The organism is Paraburkholderia sabiae, from assembly GCF_030412785.1.
GTDB classification, from domain to species: Bacteria; Pseudomonadota; Gammaproteobacteria; order Burkholderiales; family Burkholderiaceae; genus Paraburkholderia; species Paraburkholderia sabiae.
Window position 1 is genome coordinate 1,087,059 of the sequence record NZ_CP125296.1, and the last position, 19,136, is coordinate 1,106,194.

Sequence of the window (19,136 nt, forward strand, 5' to 3'; positions counted from 1 at the left end):
TCGAAGGCGAATCGTGAATCTTGACAAGATATGGATTTTTTCCGGTGCCGGAGGAAATTTTCCGTCTGGTGTATTCTTGGATTTTGAAGAGGCAAAAGGCTGGATAGCGCGTAATAGGCTGACTGGTGTACTTACTCTCTATCCAATAAACATTGGCGTTTATGAGTGGGCTATCGAAAAACAATTCTTCGATCCAATTAAGGATGCTCAGAAGACACCTGAATTCATAGGTAGGTTCTCTTGCGCATCAATGGAGCACCTTCACTTCGAGGATGGTAAAGAGGAGTGAGTTTATTCGGAAAAGCGTTCTAAAAACGTTAAGGTCAAGAAAGTAGCCCGGGCCGCAGAAAAGCGGCCCTATGTTTTTATTCGGCGGTAATCACAAGCCGCCCGTGTTCAACGTTAATCCTTACCCGTTGTCCCGGCATGAAACCCGCCTGCTCGATCCACCGTCCGGCAAGCTTGAACCACGGAAAAAGCGGCGGGTCGGTGCGCAGATGCCAAGGCTTGCGCCAGTTACGCTGGAATCGTCGCGACTGCTGAATGGTCATGAATCGTTCCGTGACGGGTGGACGTGCTTTAAGATGGGCGTCAGCCATAGTCAGTTCCTCCATTGAACTGGTGGTGGTCAGCGGGCCGTGCGGGTTGGCGCCCATGCGGCCCGCGCTTTACTGCATTACTTCCTTCTCCCTTCCTTGGCTGCTTTCTTTGCAGCGGGTGCGGCCGACCTGGCCGAATCCCAACGCCTTGTCTGGTACTTGATGATGAGGCTTTCCACGACTTCCTTGATGATGGCGCGCTCGTCGTCCGAGAGTTGCTGAACGGCTTCGAACTGCAAGGCGAGGTCGTCGGAAGGGGCGCGTTCTCCCTCCTCAAAAAGAAGCCAGTCCGTAGAGACGGCGAAGGTGCGGGCGAGCTTGCGCAGGACTTCGGCGGAAGGCTCGGAGGTACCGGCTTCGTAGCGTTTGATCTGCTGGACGTGAATGCCGGTGGCCTCGGCCAGACTTTGCTGCGTAAAGCCGCGCTCCTTGCGCAGCGCAATGAAGCGAGCAGAAAAACTCATCGTAGCGAACCCGGCATGAAGTGACGCCATGATGGTAAGCCTCCGATTTGTATGTAAGCGCCCAAGCATCACCGTAGCTCGGGTCGTTGACGATGGAGCTGAGGAATGCTATCGGATGGGTTCAACACGTGCAGAGGACGGCAGCGCCGGCGCAACATTCCACGGCAGCAGGTCCTCGACACGGTTAGCCGGGTGATCGGCAATGCGCTCGAGCACATAGGCGAGATACGCCTCGGGATCGAGGCCGTTCAGGCGCGCCGAGCCGATGAGACTGTACATAGCCGCCGCGCGCTCGCCGCCGGAATCGGAACCGACGAACAGGAAGTTGCGCCTTCCGAGGGCCACACCGCGCAGCGCCCGCTCGGCGATCAGGTTGTCGATCTCGGCCCGACCGTCCGTGCAGTAATAGACGAGCGCCGGCCAGCGATTGAGCGCATAGCGAATCGCCTTCGTCGTATCGGACTTCGCAGAGAGCGTGGCAAGCGTCGCGTCGAACCACCGCTTCATGTCGTCGAGCAGCGGTACCGCTTGTGCCTGGCGCATGCGCCGGCGTTCGTCCGGTGGCTTGCCGCGGATCTGCTCCTCGATCCGGTAAAGCGCGCCAATGCGACGCAGCGCCTCTTCAGTCACTGCATTGGGACGCACGGCGTGCAGATCGTGGATCTTTCGGCGCGCGTGCGCCATACAGGCCGCTTCCTGGATGCGCTCACCGCGATACAGTTCGGCGTAACCGGCGAACGCGTCGGCCTGCAGCACGCCGGTGAAGTTGGCCAGATGCTGTTGCGGATGCTCGCCTCGCCGATCCGACGTGTAGGTGAACCAGACCGCCGCCGGCTCCTCGGAGCCGGAGGGCCGATCGTCGCGAACGTAGACCCACAGACGGCCTGTCTTCGTGCGGCCATTGCCTGGAGCCAGTACCGGCAGAGGCGTATCGTCCCCATGAACCTTGTAGCCACCCAGCGCATAGCGGCGCACGGCATCGACCAGCGGCGTGAGCAGTTGCGAGACGCTACCCATCCAGTACCCCATCGTGCCCGGATCGATCTCGACGCCGTCACGCGCGTACATGACGGCCTGACGATGCAAAGGGAGGTGGTAAGCGAACTTCGACACCGCGATATGCGCAAGCAGTGCCGGGCCTGCGATGCCGCGGTCAACCGGTCGGCTTGGTGCCGCGGCCTGCACAATGCAATCGCAGCACGCGCAGGCGAGTTTCGGACGACGGTGACGGATCACGCGGAAGTGCGCACGCACGTACTCGAGCTGCTCGGCGATGTCTTCTCCCAACGGCTTGAGCCGCCCGCCGCAATCCGGGCAGTTGTCGTCCGTCGGCAGATGCACGCGCTCTTCACGTTCGAGATGATCAGGCAGCGGCTTTCGGCCGGCTCCTTCGCGCCGTGGCCGGGGTACCGCGCGAGGCGCTGCCATGTCGGTAGCGCCCTCGTCGGCCTGCAGATCCTCCAGCCGCAATTCAAGTTGCTCGATCTGGCGATCTAGCTTCTCCGACTTGCGCCCGAACTGCATGCGGCGCAGCTTCGCGATCATCAGCTTCAGGTGTTCGATTTCGATAGCACGCGACGAGAGCTGCTCCTGCAGGTCGGCAACCCGCGCATCGCGTTCGCGAAGCTGCTCGTCGCGAGCGAACACCATCGCCTTGAGGGCGTCGATGTCGTCGGGCAAGGCTGTAGCGCGGGGTTCCATGAAGGCAGTTTACGGGCACTCTGCTTGTGCGCGAACGCCACTTGACCATCGTTTACAAAGCGCTGTGTGGCCGCACGGTTTCGACTGGTTGCCGCCAATCGAAACCTTCAAGCAAGAGCGAGAGCTGGGCCGTAGTCAGTGCAACGACACCACCGTCGGAGCGTGGCCAGGCAAACCGGCCTTTCTCCAGACGCTTCGCAAGAAGACATAGCCCGCCATCGCACCAATAAAGCGCCTTCAATAGATCGCCGCGTTTGCCTCGGAACAGGAACACGTGGCCACTGTATGGATCTTTGCGCAGGACCGTCTCGACCTTGGCGGCTAGAGAATTGAAGCCACAGCGCATATCAGTGACACCCGCCGCGATCCAGATGCGCGTGTTCGGAGGGATCACTTCAAGCAGTCCTTCAGGAAGCGCTCGGCGAACTCCTGCGACACACCCCGGATACGCACACGTCGCTTGCCCACCTCGACTTCCACCTCGCAAACGGCGGCGGCGCTGGCCGCAGGCTGGCTTGCCGACACCGGCATATCGATGATGTTCACCGGCAGCATCGACGTACTGTCCGTGCCCTGTACCGTGCCTGTCAGTGTCGGCACTGACGCCGTGCCCCGGGCCTGTGCTTCAAGATACCGCCGACGCCATTTGAACAGCATGTTGTCGTTCAGCCCATGTTCCCGCGCGATCTGCGCCACGCAGGCCCCGGGTTTGAGCATCATCTCGATAATCGACTGCCGGAACTCCGGCGTAAAGTTCGGGCGCTTGGGCGCCGCAGTCACCACCTCGTCCAGTTCGTCCACTTTAGAGTCCTCCAATTATTTGGCGGACTCTATGCTGGCCAGTGCCTGTCATCCCTTCAAGACGGTAATCATTGACTGCTTACGGACACTCAAGCTTGCGCTGATCTTTCGCGAGGTTGGTGCACGCATGGGTTCGCCCGTAACTGCGAGTATTGGCGCGCCAGTGTCTTTCGAGCAACTCGCAGGATGCCGCAGCGACCGTGCACTGATAGATGAACTGCGACAGCGTACCTATGCGCTGGCAGAAGACGAAGCGCCAGCGGGAAAGAAAGCAAACGTGGTAGGGTGAGTGGGGCTGGCCATCGAGGTCAGACAGCTTCGCGCAGAGAGACATGCATCTTCATACCGTATTGCGGGCGCGTTGCCACGCGCACCTGAGGCACGACGCAATGGCCGGGAGCCAGATCGAAGCGAAACCGGCTGAGCAGGCAGCGTAGTACCACCAGCATCTCGGTCATCGCAAAGCTCATCCCGATGCACACCCGCCCGCACCGAACGGGATATAGGCATGGCGCGCGATGCGTTCGCGCCTCGCACCCATGAATCGCTCGGGATCAAAGACGTACGGGTCGCTCCAGAGCGTCTTGTGACGATGCAACACATAAGGCGCAACCGTGACGATTGCTCCTGCAGGAATCGCCACGCCAGCCAGCGTATCGTCTTCGCGTGCGACCCTGCTCATCATGGAAATGGGGGGGTATAGGCGCAGGGACTCCTCGATCACGGCACGCGTCACCGGCAGGTCAACGAACGTCGGGGCTTCATGCGCGTGCGCATCGATTTCAGCTTCCACACGTGCGCGCCACACGTGCGATTGCGAGAGCAGATACAGTGTCCACGTCAGGGCATTGGCGCTTGTTTCGTGGCCCGCGCCGATGAACGTGACGATATCGTCGCGCAGTTCGCGCTCGCTAAGCGGCTGCCCCTCCGCGTCGCGTGCACTCAGCAGCAGCGTGAGCAGATCCTGCGGCGCCGGGCCGCCGCATTCGAGCAATGCACGCCGCTGCGCAATCATCTCGTTGACGACGCGCGTGGCGTGCTGCAATGACTTGCGGCCCTTGAGGCGATTGAGGCGCGGCAGCCAGTCCGGCAAGCCGACGAGATCAAGGTAGTCGAGCCGTCCGCGCGTTTCGAGGTAGCGCGCAATGGCCTGCTGGAACACCGAAGGTTCGCACGCGAGTCCATGGCTGAACAGCGTGTGCTCCAGGATCTCGAGCGTGAGGCGGCCCATTTCCGCGGCGATATCGAGTGTGTGTTCACCGCATGCGCGCATGGAGCGAGTGATGCGCTCCGCGCATTGCCGCGCAGCCTCTGCCTGTCCGACAGCAAACGTCTTTACCCACTGTGGCGTGAAGAGCGGCGCCATCATCTGGCGTTGCCGGCGCCAGGCATCTCCATTTGACGTGATGATGCCGACACCCAGAGCTGGACGCAGCAGGCGAAGTTGCAACTCGTTTTTCTCGTAGTTGCGCGCGTTGTCGACAAAGATATGGCGGATTGCTGCGGGGTCGTTGACCAGCGCACGGTGATCGACGATGGACTTGCGAAGCTGGATTGGCAGACGGAAGTCGTCTTCGCACCATATCTCGAGTGGATTCCGGCGAATCGTCAACAGCAGCGCGAGGCGGCCGAGAGGTGACTTGTGCGGCGCGGGCGCAGGCGGGTGGAACAGCACAGGTTGAAGCAGGTCCATGTACGGAGGGCAAATGTCTTTAGCGCGGTGGCAGCCGGGAGGCCGATGGAGCGATGCGGGCGAACTGGATCATGCCGAAGATGCCGTGCATGGCGAACAGTACGAGGAGTACGGTGGGCACGGTACCACTTGCCGCACGATCGCTAGCGAGCAGCGCAGGCATCGCGATGGCTAACGCGCTCCAGCCGAGCGTGCCCCAGCGTTCGCCATCGCAATGCGCGCCGAGCGCAATGGTCCCGGTCAGCGAGCAGACCATCAGTAACCAATGTGGGTTCGAGTGGACGCCCTGTTGCGTATCCAGCCAGCAAATGAGTAAGCCATAAAGAAGCAAGCCGCGGAGGGCCACGAAGGTGGAATTCATTTGCTGTGGCGGAGAAAATGAACCGTTAGGCCAACTGCCGCCCACGCAATGCAGTAGCGGTTCGTGACTTGCGCGCAGCGGGTTGCGGCTGTTGGCAATGCCATCCACACCGTAACGGGCGTCGGCATGGTCTGTAGTTTGCGCGAAGGTACCGAAGAGTTTGTCCCAAAGGAGAAAGCTACCGCCAAAATTGCGATTGAAGAACTGTGGTTCGGCACGATGATGCACGCGGTGATGGCGCGGCGTAACCAGAAAGCGGTCCAGGACGCCCGCCGACTGGATGAGTCCACAATGGTTGAAGAACTGGATGGCATAGTGAAACGACGAAACGGTGACGTAGACATCGAGCGGCAGGCCCAAGACGGCTAGCACGCCGGAAAACGGGAAGTCGGTAAGCGACGCGTACCAGGAATTGCGGTTGCACAGCGACAGGTTGAAGCGCTCTCCCTGATGATGAACAACATGCACCGCCCAAAGCAGACCCAATCGATGGTGGGCCCGATGCCTCCAGTAGAAGCAGAAGTCCCAGGCGAACAGCCCAAAGATCCATTGTGCCGCACGCGGCAGGCGGTCGACCGAGTGTAGGTTCAGATGCCTGAACACGGCAGCATACGCCGCGATTTCGACACCACGGAACGCCCACATCACGATATGACCGGAGTTCAGATTGAAGACGAGCTCCATCCAGGCGGTGCGTTCGCGGCGCAGGATCTTTAGCAGGGCCGCTTCTGCGAAAATCAGGCCGCCGCCCACGGCACAAGCAATGGCGTATGGACTCATACTGGGCAATTTCTGGTTTTCTCCCGACAATGCAGGGACTGCGTACATTGAAAACAGGCTCGCGAACATCGGGAAGACGGTCTGGTTTCAGCTGATCTGGACGCCACGCGGAAAGAGGTCGAATGCATCCTGAAAACCTATTCGAGCGCCAGAGTACTTGCTGAATCGGACAGGGAGTATGCCCAACATTAGGGTCTCAAGTACTCTCGTGCGTTTCTGATCGCTTGCCTGCCGTCATAATCGACTCGCTTCCGCTAGCAGTGGGGTGGGCCTGCGAAGCTCGATGAGCAGGTGGCCAGTATTGAGTAGCGGGAATTGATGCTGCTTTTTCACCCACTGACCAATCCTGGATTTTATCCGACAGGCAGGTTGCTGATGTATCTCGATATTACGTTATGCTAATGTGCAATCCTTTGTTCTGCCGCTTACATCCTCCGCCGCTTCGATGCAGCAAATCCTACTCGCTGTACCGCGTTTTCATAATGGCAAGTTTCGATGGTGCTGACGTATGCGACGGTCGAGGAGAGCATCGCGCGTCTCCTTGCCGACACCCGATTGGGTGCATTATCGGCATCGACCGTATCCTGCGAGGTAAGCCTATGGGCATCAAGACCTCGGGCCTCGTTGCGTTGGGGCCTTGCTCGTCACGCATACCGATCTCGCAATTCCCGTCAGCCATCATGAAAACGAAGTGCAAAATTTTTAGCTCCCTGCTATATGGCGTAGCAGCATTCGTCATCACTGCGCCCACCGCATATCTAAAGTTCTGGTATGCAAGTGACACGGTCGCTGCCAACAGTCCCTATATCTACTTCATCAAAGTCGTCGATAACCTTGATTTGCTGACATCAACCTCGACTCCCAGCGAAGACGCCCGCAGGATTCTTGAGGCATACAACTGCTTTGCTGCTGCCGTTATGATTGGCATAGCCACCGCAGGAGTTATCTTTTTGATCCGGCTACTTATGCTCCGCAACGAGTAATCGTGCATCGGAGAATGTGCTCCCGGTTATTGGGTGGTATGTGAAGTCCGTCAGGGATCGAAAAGATGAGAAGCAAAAATATTTATCTAGCCTGTGCATGTGCGCTGTTGGCCATATCACTAAACACACGAGCCGGTGAAGTGCAAACCGGAACTCGTGCCTATCTGCGAGCGCGGGAGGATGCAGTGTCCCACGCGAACAACGGTACACAATCGGCTCAGCTTGAGGACCAGAGTAGAAAATCTACCTCGAAGCTCGAACAGATGATGCAGCGGCTTGTCGGCCCGATTCATGTCGATGGCGTTTCCGCTCCGGGCCGTTTGACCTTTACGTACCTTGATGGCTGGCCCACTTATCACCCCCTGGACGGACTCGCCTATCGGGCATCAGACGGTAGCCAGACCCAGCTAGTCGTTACCACGCGCCCTTTGCTGGAAGCCTGGTTGCGCCTGGAAAGCGAAGCGCAGGGCAGGCAGGGCAAACCGCTCCACATGCGTGAGAATACGATAGAGGCGCTCAGTGACGAGATCCTGTACTCCGGCGCGCTGAACAACGACGCCGCCGCTGAGAAGTTTGCCGAATTGCCTGTCAAATCGCACATGTCGAACAGCATAGCGAAGGTGATTTTGTTCGAGCAGGGGCAAGACGAAGTCGCGCCTAACCCGCCCGATCAACTCGGCGCGGCCGTCATGCAAGGTGGCCGTGTCTACATCCTCGTTCAGCCAGTTAACGTGGCTGCGATTCCGGTTTGCAAGACGCTCTATGAAAGAAAACAGGCAAGCGAATTGATTTTCGAGCGTTGCTACGGACGGGAGTTGCCGAAACAGGCGGGTTATGCACGCCTGATCCAGCAGGCGCAGGCATTGGTAGATCGAGTGCACAGAGAATGAGACTGGAGTGAGCTATCTATGTTGACTTGGGCGTGCATGGCACCGATCACGACGATTGGCTTCCAGGAGAGATGACGACGGTGTTCGTAGATACGGCTGAAAGCACAGATTGCCCTTCCGTTCATCGGGTTTTCTCAGATATCTTTAGTTTCCGGCGTTTTACGGCAACAACATGGACGCCTTGATTGACTGTTTGAGTTCCATCGATGAACCAGCGTAGCAGTTCCGCATTTTCCTGCCTGTTCTTGCACTATCGGATTTACTTTGATCGCAAGGCGACATGCACGATCCCGCTCCCGCGGTTCAATAATCTCGCGACTGCGGTGACGGAAGGATCGGATTACTGACCGTGCTATGATCAACCGATTGTCCACGGAGGAGCGCCAAAACGCTCGTCTCGTGGCTTTCATCCACGGTGTAATAACATTACTCGCACCCATCCCGGAATGTACGCAGCAGCCTGGCCCCCCTTGAAATAGCGCTGAAGAGCCTCCGTCAATGCACTGACGTGGCTATTCGTTCCGGACTCGCGTCAGGCGATCCGGCAATGTCGTTCGCGATCCCACCAACCTGTCAGGCATCGCACGACGGCTTTTTCGTGAGACCACCATGCGTATTCTCAATACGGTAGCGGCACGCGCCATCCCGTTCATTCCCCGTTCTCTCATCCGTAAAATCTCGCACCGCTATATTGCGGGCGCGACACTCACCGACGCGCTTGACTGTGTGCGCTCCCTGGATGAGGCAGGCTACCGTGTGACCCTGGATGTACTGGGTGAAACAGCTTCCTCACCAGCAGAAGTCGAAACACTGGCTGGCGAGTACAAGACCCTGATCGAGGCACTACACGCCCGCTGTTTGCCCGCAGAGCTGTCGATCAAGCCCTCAGCGTTCGGCTTGCTTTTTGACGAAGCCGTCTGCAAGCGGCATGTCCTGCAAATCCTCAATGCGGCGACCGCGCAACGCGTGACCGCCTGCATCGACATGGAGGATGTGACCTGCACCCAAAGGACGCTCGATCTTTTCGCAGAGGTGGAGGCGGCTGGCGTGGATGTAGGCATTGCATTACAGGCGTATCTGAGACGCACGTACAGCGACATCGCGGCACTTCAACGCCGGTCGAGCAGACTACGAATCTGCAAAGGCATTTACGCGGAAGCAGATGAGCATCTTGTACCGGGCGCATCACTAGACCGGACCGCTATCAACAGGCACTTCGCGCAACATGTAACAGGCGCGTTGCAGGCCGGATCGTTCGTCGGCATCGCGACGCATGACGAAGCATTGATCAATACATTGATTTCGTGGATCCAGCGCGAGCAGATTGAGTCGACCCGCTTTGAGTTTCAGATGTTGCTCGGTGTGTGCGAACCACTGCGCGAGCGATTGCGTGCCATGGGATTTCAGGTGCGCGTGTATGTTCCTTATGGTCACGACTGGTACGGGTATAGCACGCGACGAATCAAGGAAAACCCACGCATCGCAGGCTACGTTCTGCGCGCATTGCTGCGCGCCGGCTGAGCAATCCTCCTGAGTAATTTCCCAGCGTGAGACCGAGAGGCCACAGAAGTGAATGCCGTCTATTTTTCGGTCTGCCAGCTGGGAGGAGATGGAGAAATGGGGCTGTGTCGCTTGAAGCACGTCACACCACTGGCTGCGATCGACCGTCTCCTGAAGTCTGCTGCACACCCGGTGCAAGCAACCCTCATTCCCCTACGACTCCGTCACACCGTTAATTTTTTCAGCCCCACCCGCGTAATTCCGTCAGATTCTCCAGGCTACATATAGCGAGAGCCTCCCATCTGGCCATAAACGCGTGGTTGCTCTCGCAGGACCACGCGGGGTGAATCCGCATCCTGATGCGGTTGGCAAAATTGTCGCTCGCCCCGGCAATTTTCGGATAATTCTGCTTCCACTTTCAAATCACCTCCGTTCCAATCAAAGAAAAACCAATCAGAAGGTAGATTAGTCATGCTTATGTTTTCAAGGAGTCGCACACTGACGATAAGCGGGCCCGCACTGCCCCAATTGCCGGATGGCACCCCCACGTTACTGCTGAACGCGATCAGGGGCGAGGAATCTCTCTCGACGGTCTTTGGCTATGAGCTCTTCCTTACCACGGCTCTTGACATGGCGGATGACAAGGCATCAGCTATCGACCTGAAGGCGCTGGCTGGTACAGAACTCACCGTCACAATCCAGCTTGAAGGAATGGGCACCTTCATGCCGGGAGTCCAGGGCTTGGCAGGTGCAGCCAATATCGGCGCCGGTACGCGCGAGATCAGCGGCCTTGTGATGGAGGCCAGCTTCGTTGGCCAACTGAATCGCCAGTATCGCTACAGGGTGCTTATGCAGCCCTGGCCTGCCCTCATGGGTCTGCGCTCAGACTTCAAGATATTCCAGCGCAAGAGCGTAGTGGAAATAATCGAGGAAGTGTTCGGGAACTACATGTACTCGTACGACTTCCGCCTGAGCGGCAAGTATCCAGCGCTGGACTACCAGGTTCAGTACGGAGAAACCGACCTGCATTTTATCCAGCGTCTGATGGCCGAGCACGGCATCTACTGGTTCATCGAACACTCGGATACCTTTCACCGGATGGTACTGGTTGATCATCTTGGCGCGCACAAGCCTGTCGAGAGTGCTGCGTACCAGACACTGTGGTACTACCCGCCCGGACACAAGATCGACCGCGAATACATCGATCACTTCGATACGACCGAACGTGTCCAGACCGGCATCTGGACCACGAGCGACTACCACTTCAAGAAGCCGAAGGCGCAGCTTCAGGCGCAGAACGAACTGCCGCAGGAGACGGCACATAACGACTTCGAACGCTACGAATGGCCCGGCGACTACACCGAACGCGACGATGGTGAACGGTTCGCGCGCGTGCGGATGGAGGAACTGTATGCCCATGGAGAACGCGCCTCTGGCAAGGGTAACGTACGCGAAGTGGTATGTGGCACAACCTTCACCCTTGCTGGCCATCCGCAGGCGGGCGCGAACCGCGAATACCTGGTGCTGAGAGCAGCGCTGGAAGCCGAAGAAACTGGCGAAGCGAGCGGCAGCGGAGCCCAATACCGCATCACCACCACATTCGACGTGCAGCCCGCCACCAACGTATTCCGGCGCGAAAGGAAGTACACCAAGCCACGCACGAGCGGTCCCCAGACGGCGATTGTCACGGGCCCCGCCGGGCAGGAAATCTGGACCGACCAGTATGGCCGCGTGAAGCTGAGCTTTCACTGGGACCGTCATGGCTCGAAAGACCACAACTCTTCGTGCTGGATACGTGTGTCATATCCGTGGGCGGGCAGCAACTTCGGCGGCATCCACATTCCGCGCGTCGGCACCGAAGTGATCGTTGATTTCGAGAACGGCGACCCGGACCGGCCAATCGTGACCGGACGTGTCTACAACGCGATGACGATGCCGCCGTGGGATCTGCCCGGCAACGCGACGCAGAGCGGCTTTCTCACACGCACGTCGAAGGACGGTGGCTACGGCAACGCGAACGCGATCCGCTTCGAGGACAAGAGGGGCGCGGAAGAACTGTGGTTGCAGGCTGAGCGCAACATGCGTACCGAGGTTGAGAACGACGAGTCTCATGCCGTCCGGCATGACCGGCTGAAGACCATCGAGAACGACGAAAGCTCCACCATCGGTCACGACCGTTCCGAGACAGTGGGACACGACGAACAGGTGGAGATCCACCGCGACCGGCGTCATCGTGTCGGCGAGGATGCATTTCTCGAAGTCGGGCACAACCACACGTTGCAGGTCGGCAAGGACCGCATCGAGAAGATCGGGAACCACCGGAAGGACCAGATCACGGCGAACCATCTGGTGGAGATTGGTGGTCATGCGGAACATACGGTACAGGGACATTACCAGCTGGAGGCGGGGCAACAGGCCGGCCTGAAGAGCCGGGTGGTCCAACTCCAGGCGGGCGACGTGGCAAAGATTTCCGGTCCGGCGGGGACTATCACGCTTGACGGCAATGGCATCACCCTGGAAGCCACGCGGATCACCTTCAAGGGGCCAATCCAGTCAAGTAGCGGATGGGTAAAGAACGCACTGGAACTGCGCTCAGACGTTCGTGACGGCGATCCCTTCGACGCCGGGTCTTTTCCTTTCTCCGGCTAGTCTCCGCGACCTTCCGGCAACACCGCACAGAACAATTAACCGATGATCATTACCTTCCCGTTCGAAGACGACCCTTACTACAGCACGCCGCAGCCCGTCTCCTACACGACGTCGAACTCTGCGGCGTCGACGACCCCGGCCCTTGCAAAGAAGTACTTCGACCTTGCGAGAAGCGTTGCGGGCGGCGTCTTCCCGGTCGGCATGAACCGCTTCTGGCACGGCGGCGTCCACCTGAAGGGCACGAAGCCGGTGAGGGCGGTGGCTGACGGAACGATCGTCGCGTATCGTCTGGACACGGATTACACCGTCAGTGCGCTTGATACGTTGGTAAATGGCAGCGCGCCATCCTCGCCGCAATCGAAGCCGAAGCCACCACGGCAACTTAGCGGGAGCTTCGTGCTGATCCGGCACGAGTGCGAGAAGAACAATGGTGCAAACACGCTGAACGTCAACCGCTACACGGGCGCACATTTCTATTCGCTATACGCGAACCTGATGCCAGCGAAGCAACTGCATGACAAGGCTCTGTTGCCGCCATTCGTGACGACGGGTGAGAGCATCCTGCCCGTTAGTGCGTTGCGTGGTGATGAGGTAACGGTGCTGGCCGTGAATGGCGACGGTCACCAGATGGCGAAGGTGCGCGCGACGGATATCAACACTAAAAGTACGATCGACGGCTGGATCGAGTATATGTTTCTCGACATGGACCCGACAGTACCGCCAGCAGTGTCCGCAAAAGTCAGACTCAGTTATCCGATCGCTGCACTTTATGCGTGTCATCCGTCAGAGCGGAAGTGGCGCACGCTTGATACCGTGAAGGTTATCGGTCATCCAGTTCGCACCGGTGAGGTGATTGGCTACCCGGGAAAAACCGACAGCCAATCCGGCGTCTTGGATGATAGTTTCCACTTCGAGATTTTTACGGCCGACAAGACGCTGTTGAAGCCGATGAAGTCACTTGAACCGCGTAATATTGTTGACCCCGGAACGTCGCACCAGGACTATGCAGACAGCAGCAGGAGCGATGGCATGGGGAAGGTGTGGTTGACGAGGAATGCGGACCTTTTAGCAAGAGCACCCATGTCCGATCCTCTACCGACAGCCAGCGATGTCATTAAATTCGCTGCCGGTTCCTGCTTCGTTGCCTCAATGCCTTGTAATGCAAAGGGTAAGTCCGACGCGCTACCAGATTTGGTCTGCTTCAAGTTATACGACCTCGGTGGAAACAGTTACTACGCGTACGCTTCTCAAGCGGATGCCGCGGCCGACGGACGCGCATTTGTTACGGACCTCTGGGTTACGCTAACCACCGACAGTGACTGGACTGCACGTGGCTGGCAAGCGTGCGAAGACAAGGAGCTGAACACTACCGACGATGCGTTCGTCGAAGATGACGATGCTGTAATGCAGCAGATACTCGATGCCGCATGCAAGCTTCCAACCGCTTTGAACCTGAACGATCTGCACAGTGAAGGTGTCGATGCAATCCTGCGCCACACGGCAGTGCGCTTCCATACCGAATGGGACAAGGACCATAACGCGACGCGCTACCAGAAGCTGAAGACGGGCGAGCATCCGCCGTTGCCGCAAATGACCGACGCGCAGTTCAGTGCGTTCTTGCAGGATGTGGAAAAGCAGCAGTTCTGGGCGGAAGCGCACGTTGAGACCGATGGGGTGAACGGTCCAGCTCTGACGGCCATATCCACGAAGATGAGCCCGAAAAGCTGGCACTACCATCCACTCGGATTTCTGGCACAGATGCGTGAATGCCTGACGACCGACGTGCATCTTTCGGAAGAAGCGTTCGAGAAGGAAATCCGCAGCAGCTGGAATACCGGGCTGAAGCTGATCGACAAGCGGCTAAAGCAGCTCGATCCGTGGAAGGATGCGAATGCGGCCCTGCCGTCGCCACCTGCCGCTATGCCGGTTATTGCGCGTGAATATGCAACGACCCAAAACATTCACAACGTTACACATACGAAACTGTGGGAGAACTTTATCTACTGGTTTGGTGTTGATCCTAATACGGTTGCTACGCCGATAACACTACATGGAGCGCTTCCGCCCGCACCGGCTGGACATCATGTATATCTCTATCTGAAAGGGATGCGAGAGTTCTTTCGCCATGTGTCGCTGCAGCGTGTCGTGAAGGGAGCGTTGGGTTTCGAGGCAGGGGCGTGGGTGCATCCGGCAACCTATCCGGCGAGGCCGCTGGTTCCGGCACAGACAGGGTTCCAGATGGAATGCATCAACATCGGCTGCCAGTATGGCCTGTTCTTTAGGGCGTTCAACAATACGGCTGCCGTGGACCAGAACCGGATGGAAGTGCAACTGCATGAGGTGGCGCATCTGCGCAACACCGCCCACGCAAAAGATCAGATCATTGCACTGCCTGCCGGAACCAGCGATCCAAACAAGTTTAATGGGCAAACGGGCTATGGCGCACTTGCGGCGCGCGTGCTGGCCGAGTTCGCGTCAAACCAGGCGCTGGCTAATGCGGAGAACATTGCATTTTTCATCGAGAGTGCGAAACATGAAGCCGATATCACAGTGTGATCGCTGGCAGGGACGGTATGTTGTCGCGTTCATGGGCTTGACCATCTTAGCCGCATGTACCACACATCTTTCGACATTCCACGATGGTAACGGTAATAGGAATATGACAATGACAGCTACTCAACCCGCTTCTGGTACCACTGCGGACAGGATCGGTATTCCAGACACCCGGATCAACTGGACTAAAAACCCCTTGGTCACTCAAATCAAATTCGTTGACGGCGCGGTGCGGGAGGACAGCCTGAAGGTTCGCTTTGGCAAATCGGTTACCAATCCGACCGATAAGGACGTCAATGCGACTGGCATGCCAACACCGAGTAGCAATCCAGTGCAACTCTATTGCGAAGGGAAGCAGATCGATCCTTGGCCTCCAACCGACGACGGCGTCGCGGCGATCAAGGCCCCGCCTCGTGACGATGAAATCAGAAAATATCGCTACGTGATATCAGCCAGGGAACGATACGATGGGGGAACTGACTATTTCGTGATCAGGAACAGCCAGTTGCTGCCGGGCACGCACATTTATGAAATGGTCTACTGGCAAAGCCAGCTTGACTGGATCGATGTGCGCGAAGTCCTGGCGCGTACCGACGCGCAGGGCAAGGGCCGCATGGTCTACCCGATAACCGACAACGCGCCGTCGAACCGCCTGTACTTCAAGGTCTACAAGCCGACTGAAGAGGAGGCTGCGAAGGGTCACAGAATTGAGTTCCTGGGTGAGGTCGATGCCCGTACCCAGGCACCGTCGTTCCCTCGTGCCCGCCCCGGCGATTTCTCGCCGCGAACCGGCTACTGGTCTGCAGTGGGGCAGACCATCGACCTGATCGGTGGTTACCACGAGGTGCTCGTCAAGGAAGGCGATTCCATGCCGAACCTGCCGGGTAAGGTCGGCGTGGACCCGTTCAGCTTCGAATGGAAGTATGCCGGCGAACATAGCCGAGCATCAGGCCAGCAACCTTGATAGCGGAGAACATCAATGCGTGCGGTTGTTCTGGTAGGTCATCGCCACATGTGCCCGATTCATGGGATGGGAACAGTCATGACGGGTACAAGTGGAGTGATCATCGGCGGTCGTGCTGCCGCCCGTATTGGCGATGTAACCGGTTGCGGAGCCATCATTACTTCAGGCTCGACGTCACAGTTCGACGGGGCGGGTATTGCACGGATGGGCGACACGACCAGCCATGGCGGTACGCTCGTTGAAGGCGATAGTGGCTGGTTGATCGAATGAGGGGGTAGCTGTCGAGAGGGGGTGGCCGGGCTCTCCTCCCATTCCTCATAACCGACAGGAAAGACGGCGATCTCCTAAAATCAGGCGTGTTAGCTTCGATCACCTTCAGGTTATCCACAAAGCTGCCCACAGAAACTGGGGACAACTCGCGCCACCTATGTCACCAATCCTCCACCATTCGTTCCACACCACACGATGCCGAACGCCTCGCAGCCGTTTCCTTCCCTCGAGCCGCTAGAACTCACGACCCTGCTGATCCGCCACTACGGTATTCATCGCGGCCTGTGGACCCTGCATGTCGAATTTCACACCAGCGGCCACAACTTTGTACCTACCGGAAAGGACATCGTGTATCCGGCGGTTGTGGCCGGAGTGCGCGCGCTGGGTCTGCGCCGGGTGGAAGTCGCCGACCAGTTGACCGTCGATGCAGCCGCGGTCAACCCCGTACGGTAGTTCGGATGAAGTTCAACGAAATCAAAACATGGCCCAAACTTGCAGCGTCGCTGCAGCCTACGATCATACACGGACGTTAGTCGTATGCGTTCCGGTATCCTGATCGATTTCACCGTAAAGCCTGACACGTACGGACTCCAGCCTAGGCGAGCTTTCGGCCAAAGCCGAGCGCGGCCGGGCGGCTGTAGCCGGCATTCTTCACCTTGATCCAGTTCCGGGATCTGCCACGCAAATACGTCGACGTTTTGCGTTTCGCAACCATTCCTTCGAAGTCGCGAAGCCGGACCAGATCGTAAATGAGTTCGCCAACGGCTATCCGTGACCGCTCCTATGTGTACCTCCCAATATTCTTGTCCATACTGCTGGAAAGGCGGCGATAATCCGGCAGGTATCCTAACCATTCGGCTTGCGAGCGTAATTCGCTAGATTCCGCGTGGTGGTTCGGATGGGTCAGCGTCAGCTAAAAAGCATGGAGTGTGAGGTATGGACCTGCATCGAAGGCCTGGCTTGCCGGTGGTCGTGTTTGTCATGGATGGACTGGAACGCTATCAAGAAGTGCACGATGGTGAGTCCCCCGACAAACTCGCACTGCATCCCGAGCATTACAAGGCGCTGATGGACGAGTTACCGGGTTCGGTACCTCACGGCGTCGAATGTGACTACACTTGCACGATCAATGGTGTGTTGCTAATCCAGGACGCGGCCTGTCAGATCCCGTACTTCGTGTCGAAGGGAAGAATGCGGTGGGAGCTCTGAGCGATGTCGGAGTTCCACAATAAAAGGATAGGAGGCGCCACTCATGAGTAACGGAATTGCTGCCAGAACAAACCAGGCATATTCGCGACCGGCGCGTCTGCTAAGAATCGCTTCCTGGATCATTGCGATCGCCTTCGCAATCTTTCTGAATATGTTGGGCTCGCTGGTGATACGCGATCTGATGTACGCGCCGCATGGCGGGCCGCCGCCCGATCCCTCGCAGTTCAGCGACGCGGCGACCGCACAGCTCCATGCGCAGATGCATGAGGTGCAGCTTCAACGGGACGCACTCGACGACAGAATCGAGAACACCCGAATTGCTCACGAGCGGGCGGACAAGCTGTACATGGAGGCGCGTGACAGCTTCAGGAACTGGATCGCGACCAGACAGGCCACAGGGGACAGCCGCAACGATCCCGAGCTGCTTGCACGGACAAAGAGACTTGACGATCTTCAGGCAAGCGCTGCAGATTGGCAACGGAAGCAGAATGCACTCTCTGACGAGGCTCGGCCGATCGATGCGCATCTGGCCCAGTTACGCATTGAGATCGCGAACGCGAGTCAGGCCACCAACAAGCGCTACGAGGCGGCGACCCGTCATTACGAACTCGTCGTGTTCGGGTGGCGGCTCGCGTTGACGCTCCCGCTGCTTGTCGTTGCCGTATGGCTGTTCATCCGGTTTCGCAAAAGCCGGTACTGGCCGTTCGTGTACGGCTTTGGCCTCTTCGCGTCGACAGCGTTCTTCGTGGAGCTTGTCCCGTACCTGCCCAGTTTCGGAGGGTATATACGCGTACTTGTGGGTGTCGCGCTTACCGTCTTCGCCGGCATCTATACACTGCGCGCGTTCCAGAAATATGTCGAGCGAAAGCGCGCGGAACTCGAACAGAGCCAGACGGAACGCGCACAGGGTGTCGATTACGAAAAGGCGCTCAGCACATACCCGAAGAAGGTATGCCCGTCGTGCGATAAACCGTGGCATCTTGGTGGCGAGCAGGCCTCGTACTGCATCCATTGCGGGTTAAATCTTTTCAGGGTCTGTGCCTGCGGTGGCCGAAATTTCGCCTTCTTCCCTTTCTGCAACCAGTGCGGCGAGCCGGTTAGGGAGACGGCCCAACCCGGTACCGCAGGATCTGACGAGCATCCGGCCACACGATCATGAAATCTGGCCATTCGAGCGATTGAGGTATTTAATAAGGAGAATCGTCTCCGCCGCGGGTGAGCCAACATGGACCTCAAAGAAGCATTCGCTGCGGTGAGATCTCTCGCACGCGAGGACCGTCTGCTTATCGGTCATGGGTGCATCCGCTACCGGTCTGGGAACTGCGAGGCTTTGATGGTCGACTGGGAGGCGGAAGACATTCGGGATAACGGAGAGCTCTACGGTCCGCGATCGAGAATCCATTTCGATGCGGAACTGATCGAAATATTGTTCAAGGGCCACACTTGCCCTGCTCTTGGGCATGTGTATCCGAGGATTCCGCTCAGGTGATATGTTTCATACGGGGCGCCGAGTCAATCCATGAGGTTATCGACATCCTGCACGGCAGTGAGTCAGGACTTGCGGCGGCGGGCATAAAGCAGTATCTGTCGTTGCAAATCAAGCACGGGAAGCGATCACGGGCGATGGTTCAGCCGCTTCCCCGCGCATAGCAGGGATCCGGACCACTGGATGTTTGTAAACTCGTCGAATTGTGGCTGGTGAATACTACCGGGAATCCG

Annotated in this window: 17 protein-coding genes and 2 pseudogenes; 12 read left to right on the plus strand and 7 right to left on the minus strand. The window is 58.1% G+C overall.

What is annotated here, in order from left to right:
• Positions 1 to 13 precede the first annotated feature (13 nt).
• Positions 14 to 289: a DUF7710 domain-containing protein gene (locus tag QEN71_RS34625; protein WP_201647891.1), complete on the plus strand. Its 276-nt coding sequence runs from the start codon at positions 14 to 16 to the stop codon at positions 287 to 289.
• Between the two features lie 76 nt (positions 290 to 365).
• Here QEN71_RS34625 and QEN71_RS34630 read toward each other — a convergent pair whose 3' ends face one another.
• The 7 genes and pseudogenes from QEN71_RS34630 to QEN71_RS34660 form a co-directional block, all read right to left on the minus strand.
• Complete coding sequence (locus QEN71_RS34630) at positions 366 to 599, minus strand: SymE family type I addiction module toxin (protein WP_201648099.1); 234 nt, start codon at positions 597 to 599, stop codon at positions 366 to 368.
• A gap of 77 nt (positions 600 to 676) precedes the next feature.
• Positions 677 to 1,093 (minus strand): helix-turn-helix domain-containing protein, encoded by a 417-nt coding sequence (locus QEN71_RS34635; RefSeq protein ID WP_201647893.1) that lies wholly within the window; start codon positions 1,091 to 1,093, stop codon positions 677 to 679.
• 78 nt (positions 1,094 to 1,171) lie between these two features.
• Positions 1,172 to 2,764 carry an IS66 family transposase gene (gene tnpC / locus QEN71_RS34640; RefSeq protein ID WP_201647896.1) on the minus strand — a complete coding sequence of 531 codons (1,593 nt, stop codon included), beginning with the start codon at positions 2,762 to 2,764 and terminating at the stop codon, positions 1,172 to 1,174.
• 52 nt (positions 2,765 to 2,816) lie between these two features.
• A complete protein-coding gene (gene tnpB, locus QEN71_RS34645) occupies positions 2,817 to 3,158 on the minus strand; it encodes an IS66 family insertion sequence element accessory protein TnpB (RefSeq protein ID WP_342965412.1) in 342 nt (113 codons plus the stop codon).
• The gene (gene tnpA / locus QEN71_RS34650) at positions 3,155 to 3,565 is read right to left on the minus strand and encodes an IS66-like element accessory protein TnpA (RefSeq protein ID WP_233471650.1); all 411 of its coding nucleotides are present in this window, start codon (positions 3,563 to 3,565) and stop codon (positions 3,155 to 3,157) included. Before tnpA ends, tnpB begins: the two co-directional genes overlap by 4 nt.
• 308 nt (positions 3,566 to 3,873) lie before the next feature.
• Positions 3,874 to 5,258 (minus strand): annotated as a pseudogene (locus QEN71_RS34655) (cytochrome P450).
• 19 nt (positions 5,259 to 5,277) lie between these two features.
• Entirely contained in the window at positions 5,278 to 6,468 is a 1,191-nt protein-coding gene (locus QEN71_RS34660; protein WP_201647904.1) for a sterol desaturase family protein, read from the minus strand.
• Between the two features lie 530 nt (positions 6,469 to 6,998).
• On the opposite strand from QEN71_RS34660, the gene QEN71_RS34665 reads away from it, so the two are divergent.
• The 11 genes and pseudogenes from QEN71_RS34665 (at position 6,999) to QEN71_RS34715 (ending at position 18,576) form a co-directional block, all read left to right on the plus strand.
• Positions 6,999 to 7,382 (plus strand): hypothetical protein, encoded by a 384-nt coding sequence (locus tag QEN71_RS34665; protein ID WP_233471651.1) that lies wholly within the window; start codon positions 6,999 to 7,001, stop codon positions 7,380 to 7,382.
• A 185-nt stretch (positions 7,383 to 7,567) separates the two neighbouring features.
• The gene (locus tag QEN71_RS34670) at positions 7,568 to 8,272 is read left to right on the plus strand and encodes a hypothetical protein (protein ID WP_201647906.1); all 705 of its coding nucleotides are present in this window, start codon (positions 7,568 to 7,570) and stop codon (positions 8,270 to 8,272) included.
• Between the two features lie 151 nt (positions 8,273 to 8,423).
• Positions 8,424 to 8,492, plus strand: a pseudogene (locus QEN71_RS34675) (barstar family protein); the annotation flags it as partial.
• Positions 8,493 to 8,881: 389 nt separating this feature from the next.
• A complete protein-coding gene (locus QEN71_RS34680; RefSeq protein ID WP_201647908.1) occupies positions 8,882 to 9,793 on the plus strand; it encodes a proline dehydrogenase family protein in 912 nt (303 codons plus the stop codon).
• Between the two features lie 450 nt (positions 9,794 to 10,243).
• Entirely contained in the window at positions 10,244 to 12,421 is a 2,178-nt protein-coding gene (locus QEN71_RS34685; RefSeq protein ID WP_201647917.1) for a type VI secretion system Vgr family protein, read from the plus strand.
• Positions 12,422 to 12,463: 42 nt separating this feature from the next.
• Positions 12,464 to 14,977, plus strand: coding sequence for a hypothetical protein (locus QEN71_RS34690; RefSeq protein WP_201647919.1), 2,514 nt, complete (start codon positions 12,464 to 12,466; stop codon positions 14,975 to 14,977).
• Between the two features lie 109 nt (positions 14,978 to 15,086).
• Entirely contained in the window at positions 15,087 to 15,938 is an 852-nt protein-coding gene (locus tag QEN71_RS34695) for a hypothetical protein (protein ID WP_201647921.1), read from the plus strand.
• 15 nt (positions 15,939 to 15,953) lie between these two features.
• Complete coding sequence (locus tag QEN71_RS34700) at positions 15,954 to 16,208, plus strand: PAAR domain-containing protein (RefSeq protein WP_201647923.1); 255 nt, start codon at positions 15,954 to 15,956, stop codon at positions 16,206 to 16,208.
• Between the two features lie 195 nt (positions 16,209 to 16,403).
• The gene (locus QEN71_RS34705) at positions 16,404 to 16,661 is read left to right on the plus strand and encodes a hypothetical protein (protein WP_201647925.1); all 258 of its coding nucleotides are present in this window, start codon (positions 16,404 to 16,406) and stop codon (positions 16,659 to 16,661) included.
• A 483-nt stretch (positions 16,662 to 17,144) separates the two neighbouring features.
• A complete protein-coding gene (locus tag QEN71_RS34710; protein ID WP_201647928.1) occupies positions 17,145 to 17,417 on the plus strand; it encodes a hypothetical protein in 273 nt (90 codons plus the stop codon).
• 43 nt (positions 17,418 to 17,460) lie between these two features.
• Entirely contained in the window at positions 17,461 to 18,576 is a 1,116-nt protein-coding gene (locus QEN71_RS34715) for a zinc ribbon domain-containing protein (protein ID WP_201647930.1), read from the plus strand.
• Positions 18,577 to 19,136: the final 560 nt, after the last annotated feature.

Coding starts and splice junctions, on each gene's coding strand:
- QEN71_RS34630 (WP_201648099.1), bottom strand. CDS start 599: ATGGCTGACGCCCATCTTAAAGCACGTCCACCCGTCACGGAACGATTC.
- QEN71_RS34635 (WP_201647893.1), bottom strand. CDS start 1,093: ATGGCGTCACTTCATGCCGGGTTCGCTACGATGAGTTTTTCTGCTCGC.
- tnpC (WP_201647896.1), bottom strand. CDS start 2,764: ATGGAACCCCGCGCTACAGCCTTGCCCGACGACATCGACGCCCTCAAG.
- QEN71_RS34660 (WP_201647904.1), bottom strand. CDS start 6,468: ATGTTCGCGAGCCTGTTTTCAATGTACGCAGTCCCTGCATTGTCGGGA.
- QEN71_RS34665 (WP_233471651.1), top strand. CDS start 6,999: ATGGGCATCAAGACCTCGGGCCTCGTTGCGTTGGGGCCTTGCTCGTCA.
- QEN71_RS34680 (WP_201647908.1), top strand. CDS start 8,882: ATGCGTATTCTCAATACGGTAGCGGCACGCGCCATCCCGTTCATTCCC.
- QEN71_RS34685 (WP_201647917.1), top strand. CDS start 10,244: ATGCTTATGTTTTCAAGGAGTCGCACACTGACGATAAGCGGGCCCGCA.
- QEN71_RS34690 (WP_201647919.1), top strand. CDS start 12,464: ATGATCATTACCTTCCCGTTCGAAGACGACCCTTACTACAGCACGCCG.
- QEN71_RS34695 (WP_201647921.1), top strand. CDS start 15,087: ATGACAGCTACTCAACCCGCTTCTGGTACCACTGCGGACAGGATCGGT.
- QEN71_RS34700 (WP_201647923.1), top strand. CDS start 15,954: ATGCGTGCGGTTGTTCTGGTAGGTCATCGCCACATGTGCCCGATTCAT.
- QEN71_RS34705 (WP_201647925.1), top strand. CDS start 16,404: ATGCCGAACGCCTCGCAGCCGTTTCCTTCCCTCGAGCCGCTAGAACTC.
- QEN71_RS34710 (WP_201647928.1), top strand. CDS start 17,145: ATGGACCTGCATCGAAGGCCTGGCTTGCCGGTGGTCGTGTTTGTCATG.
- QEN71_RS34715 (WP_201647930.1), top strand. CDS start 17,461: ATGAGTAACGGAATTGCTGCCAGAACAAACCAGGCATATTCGCGACCG.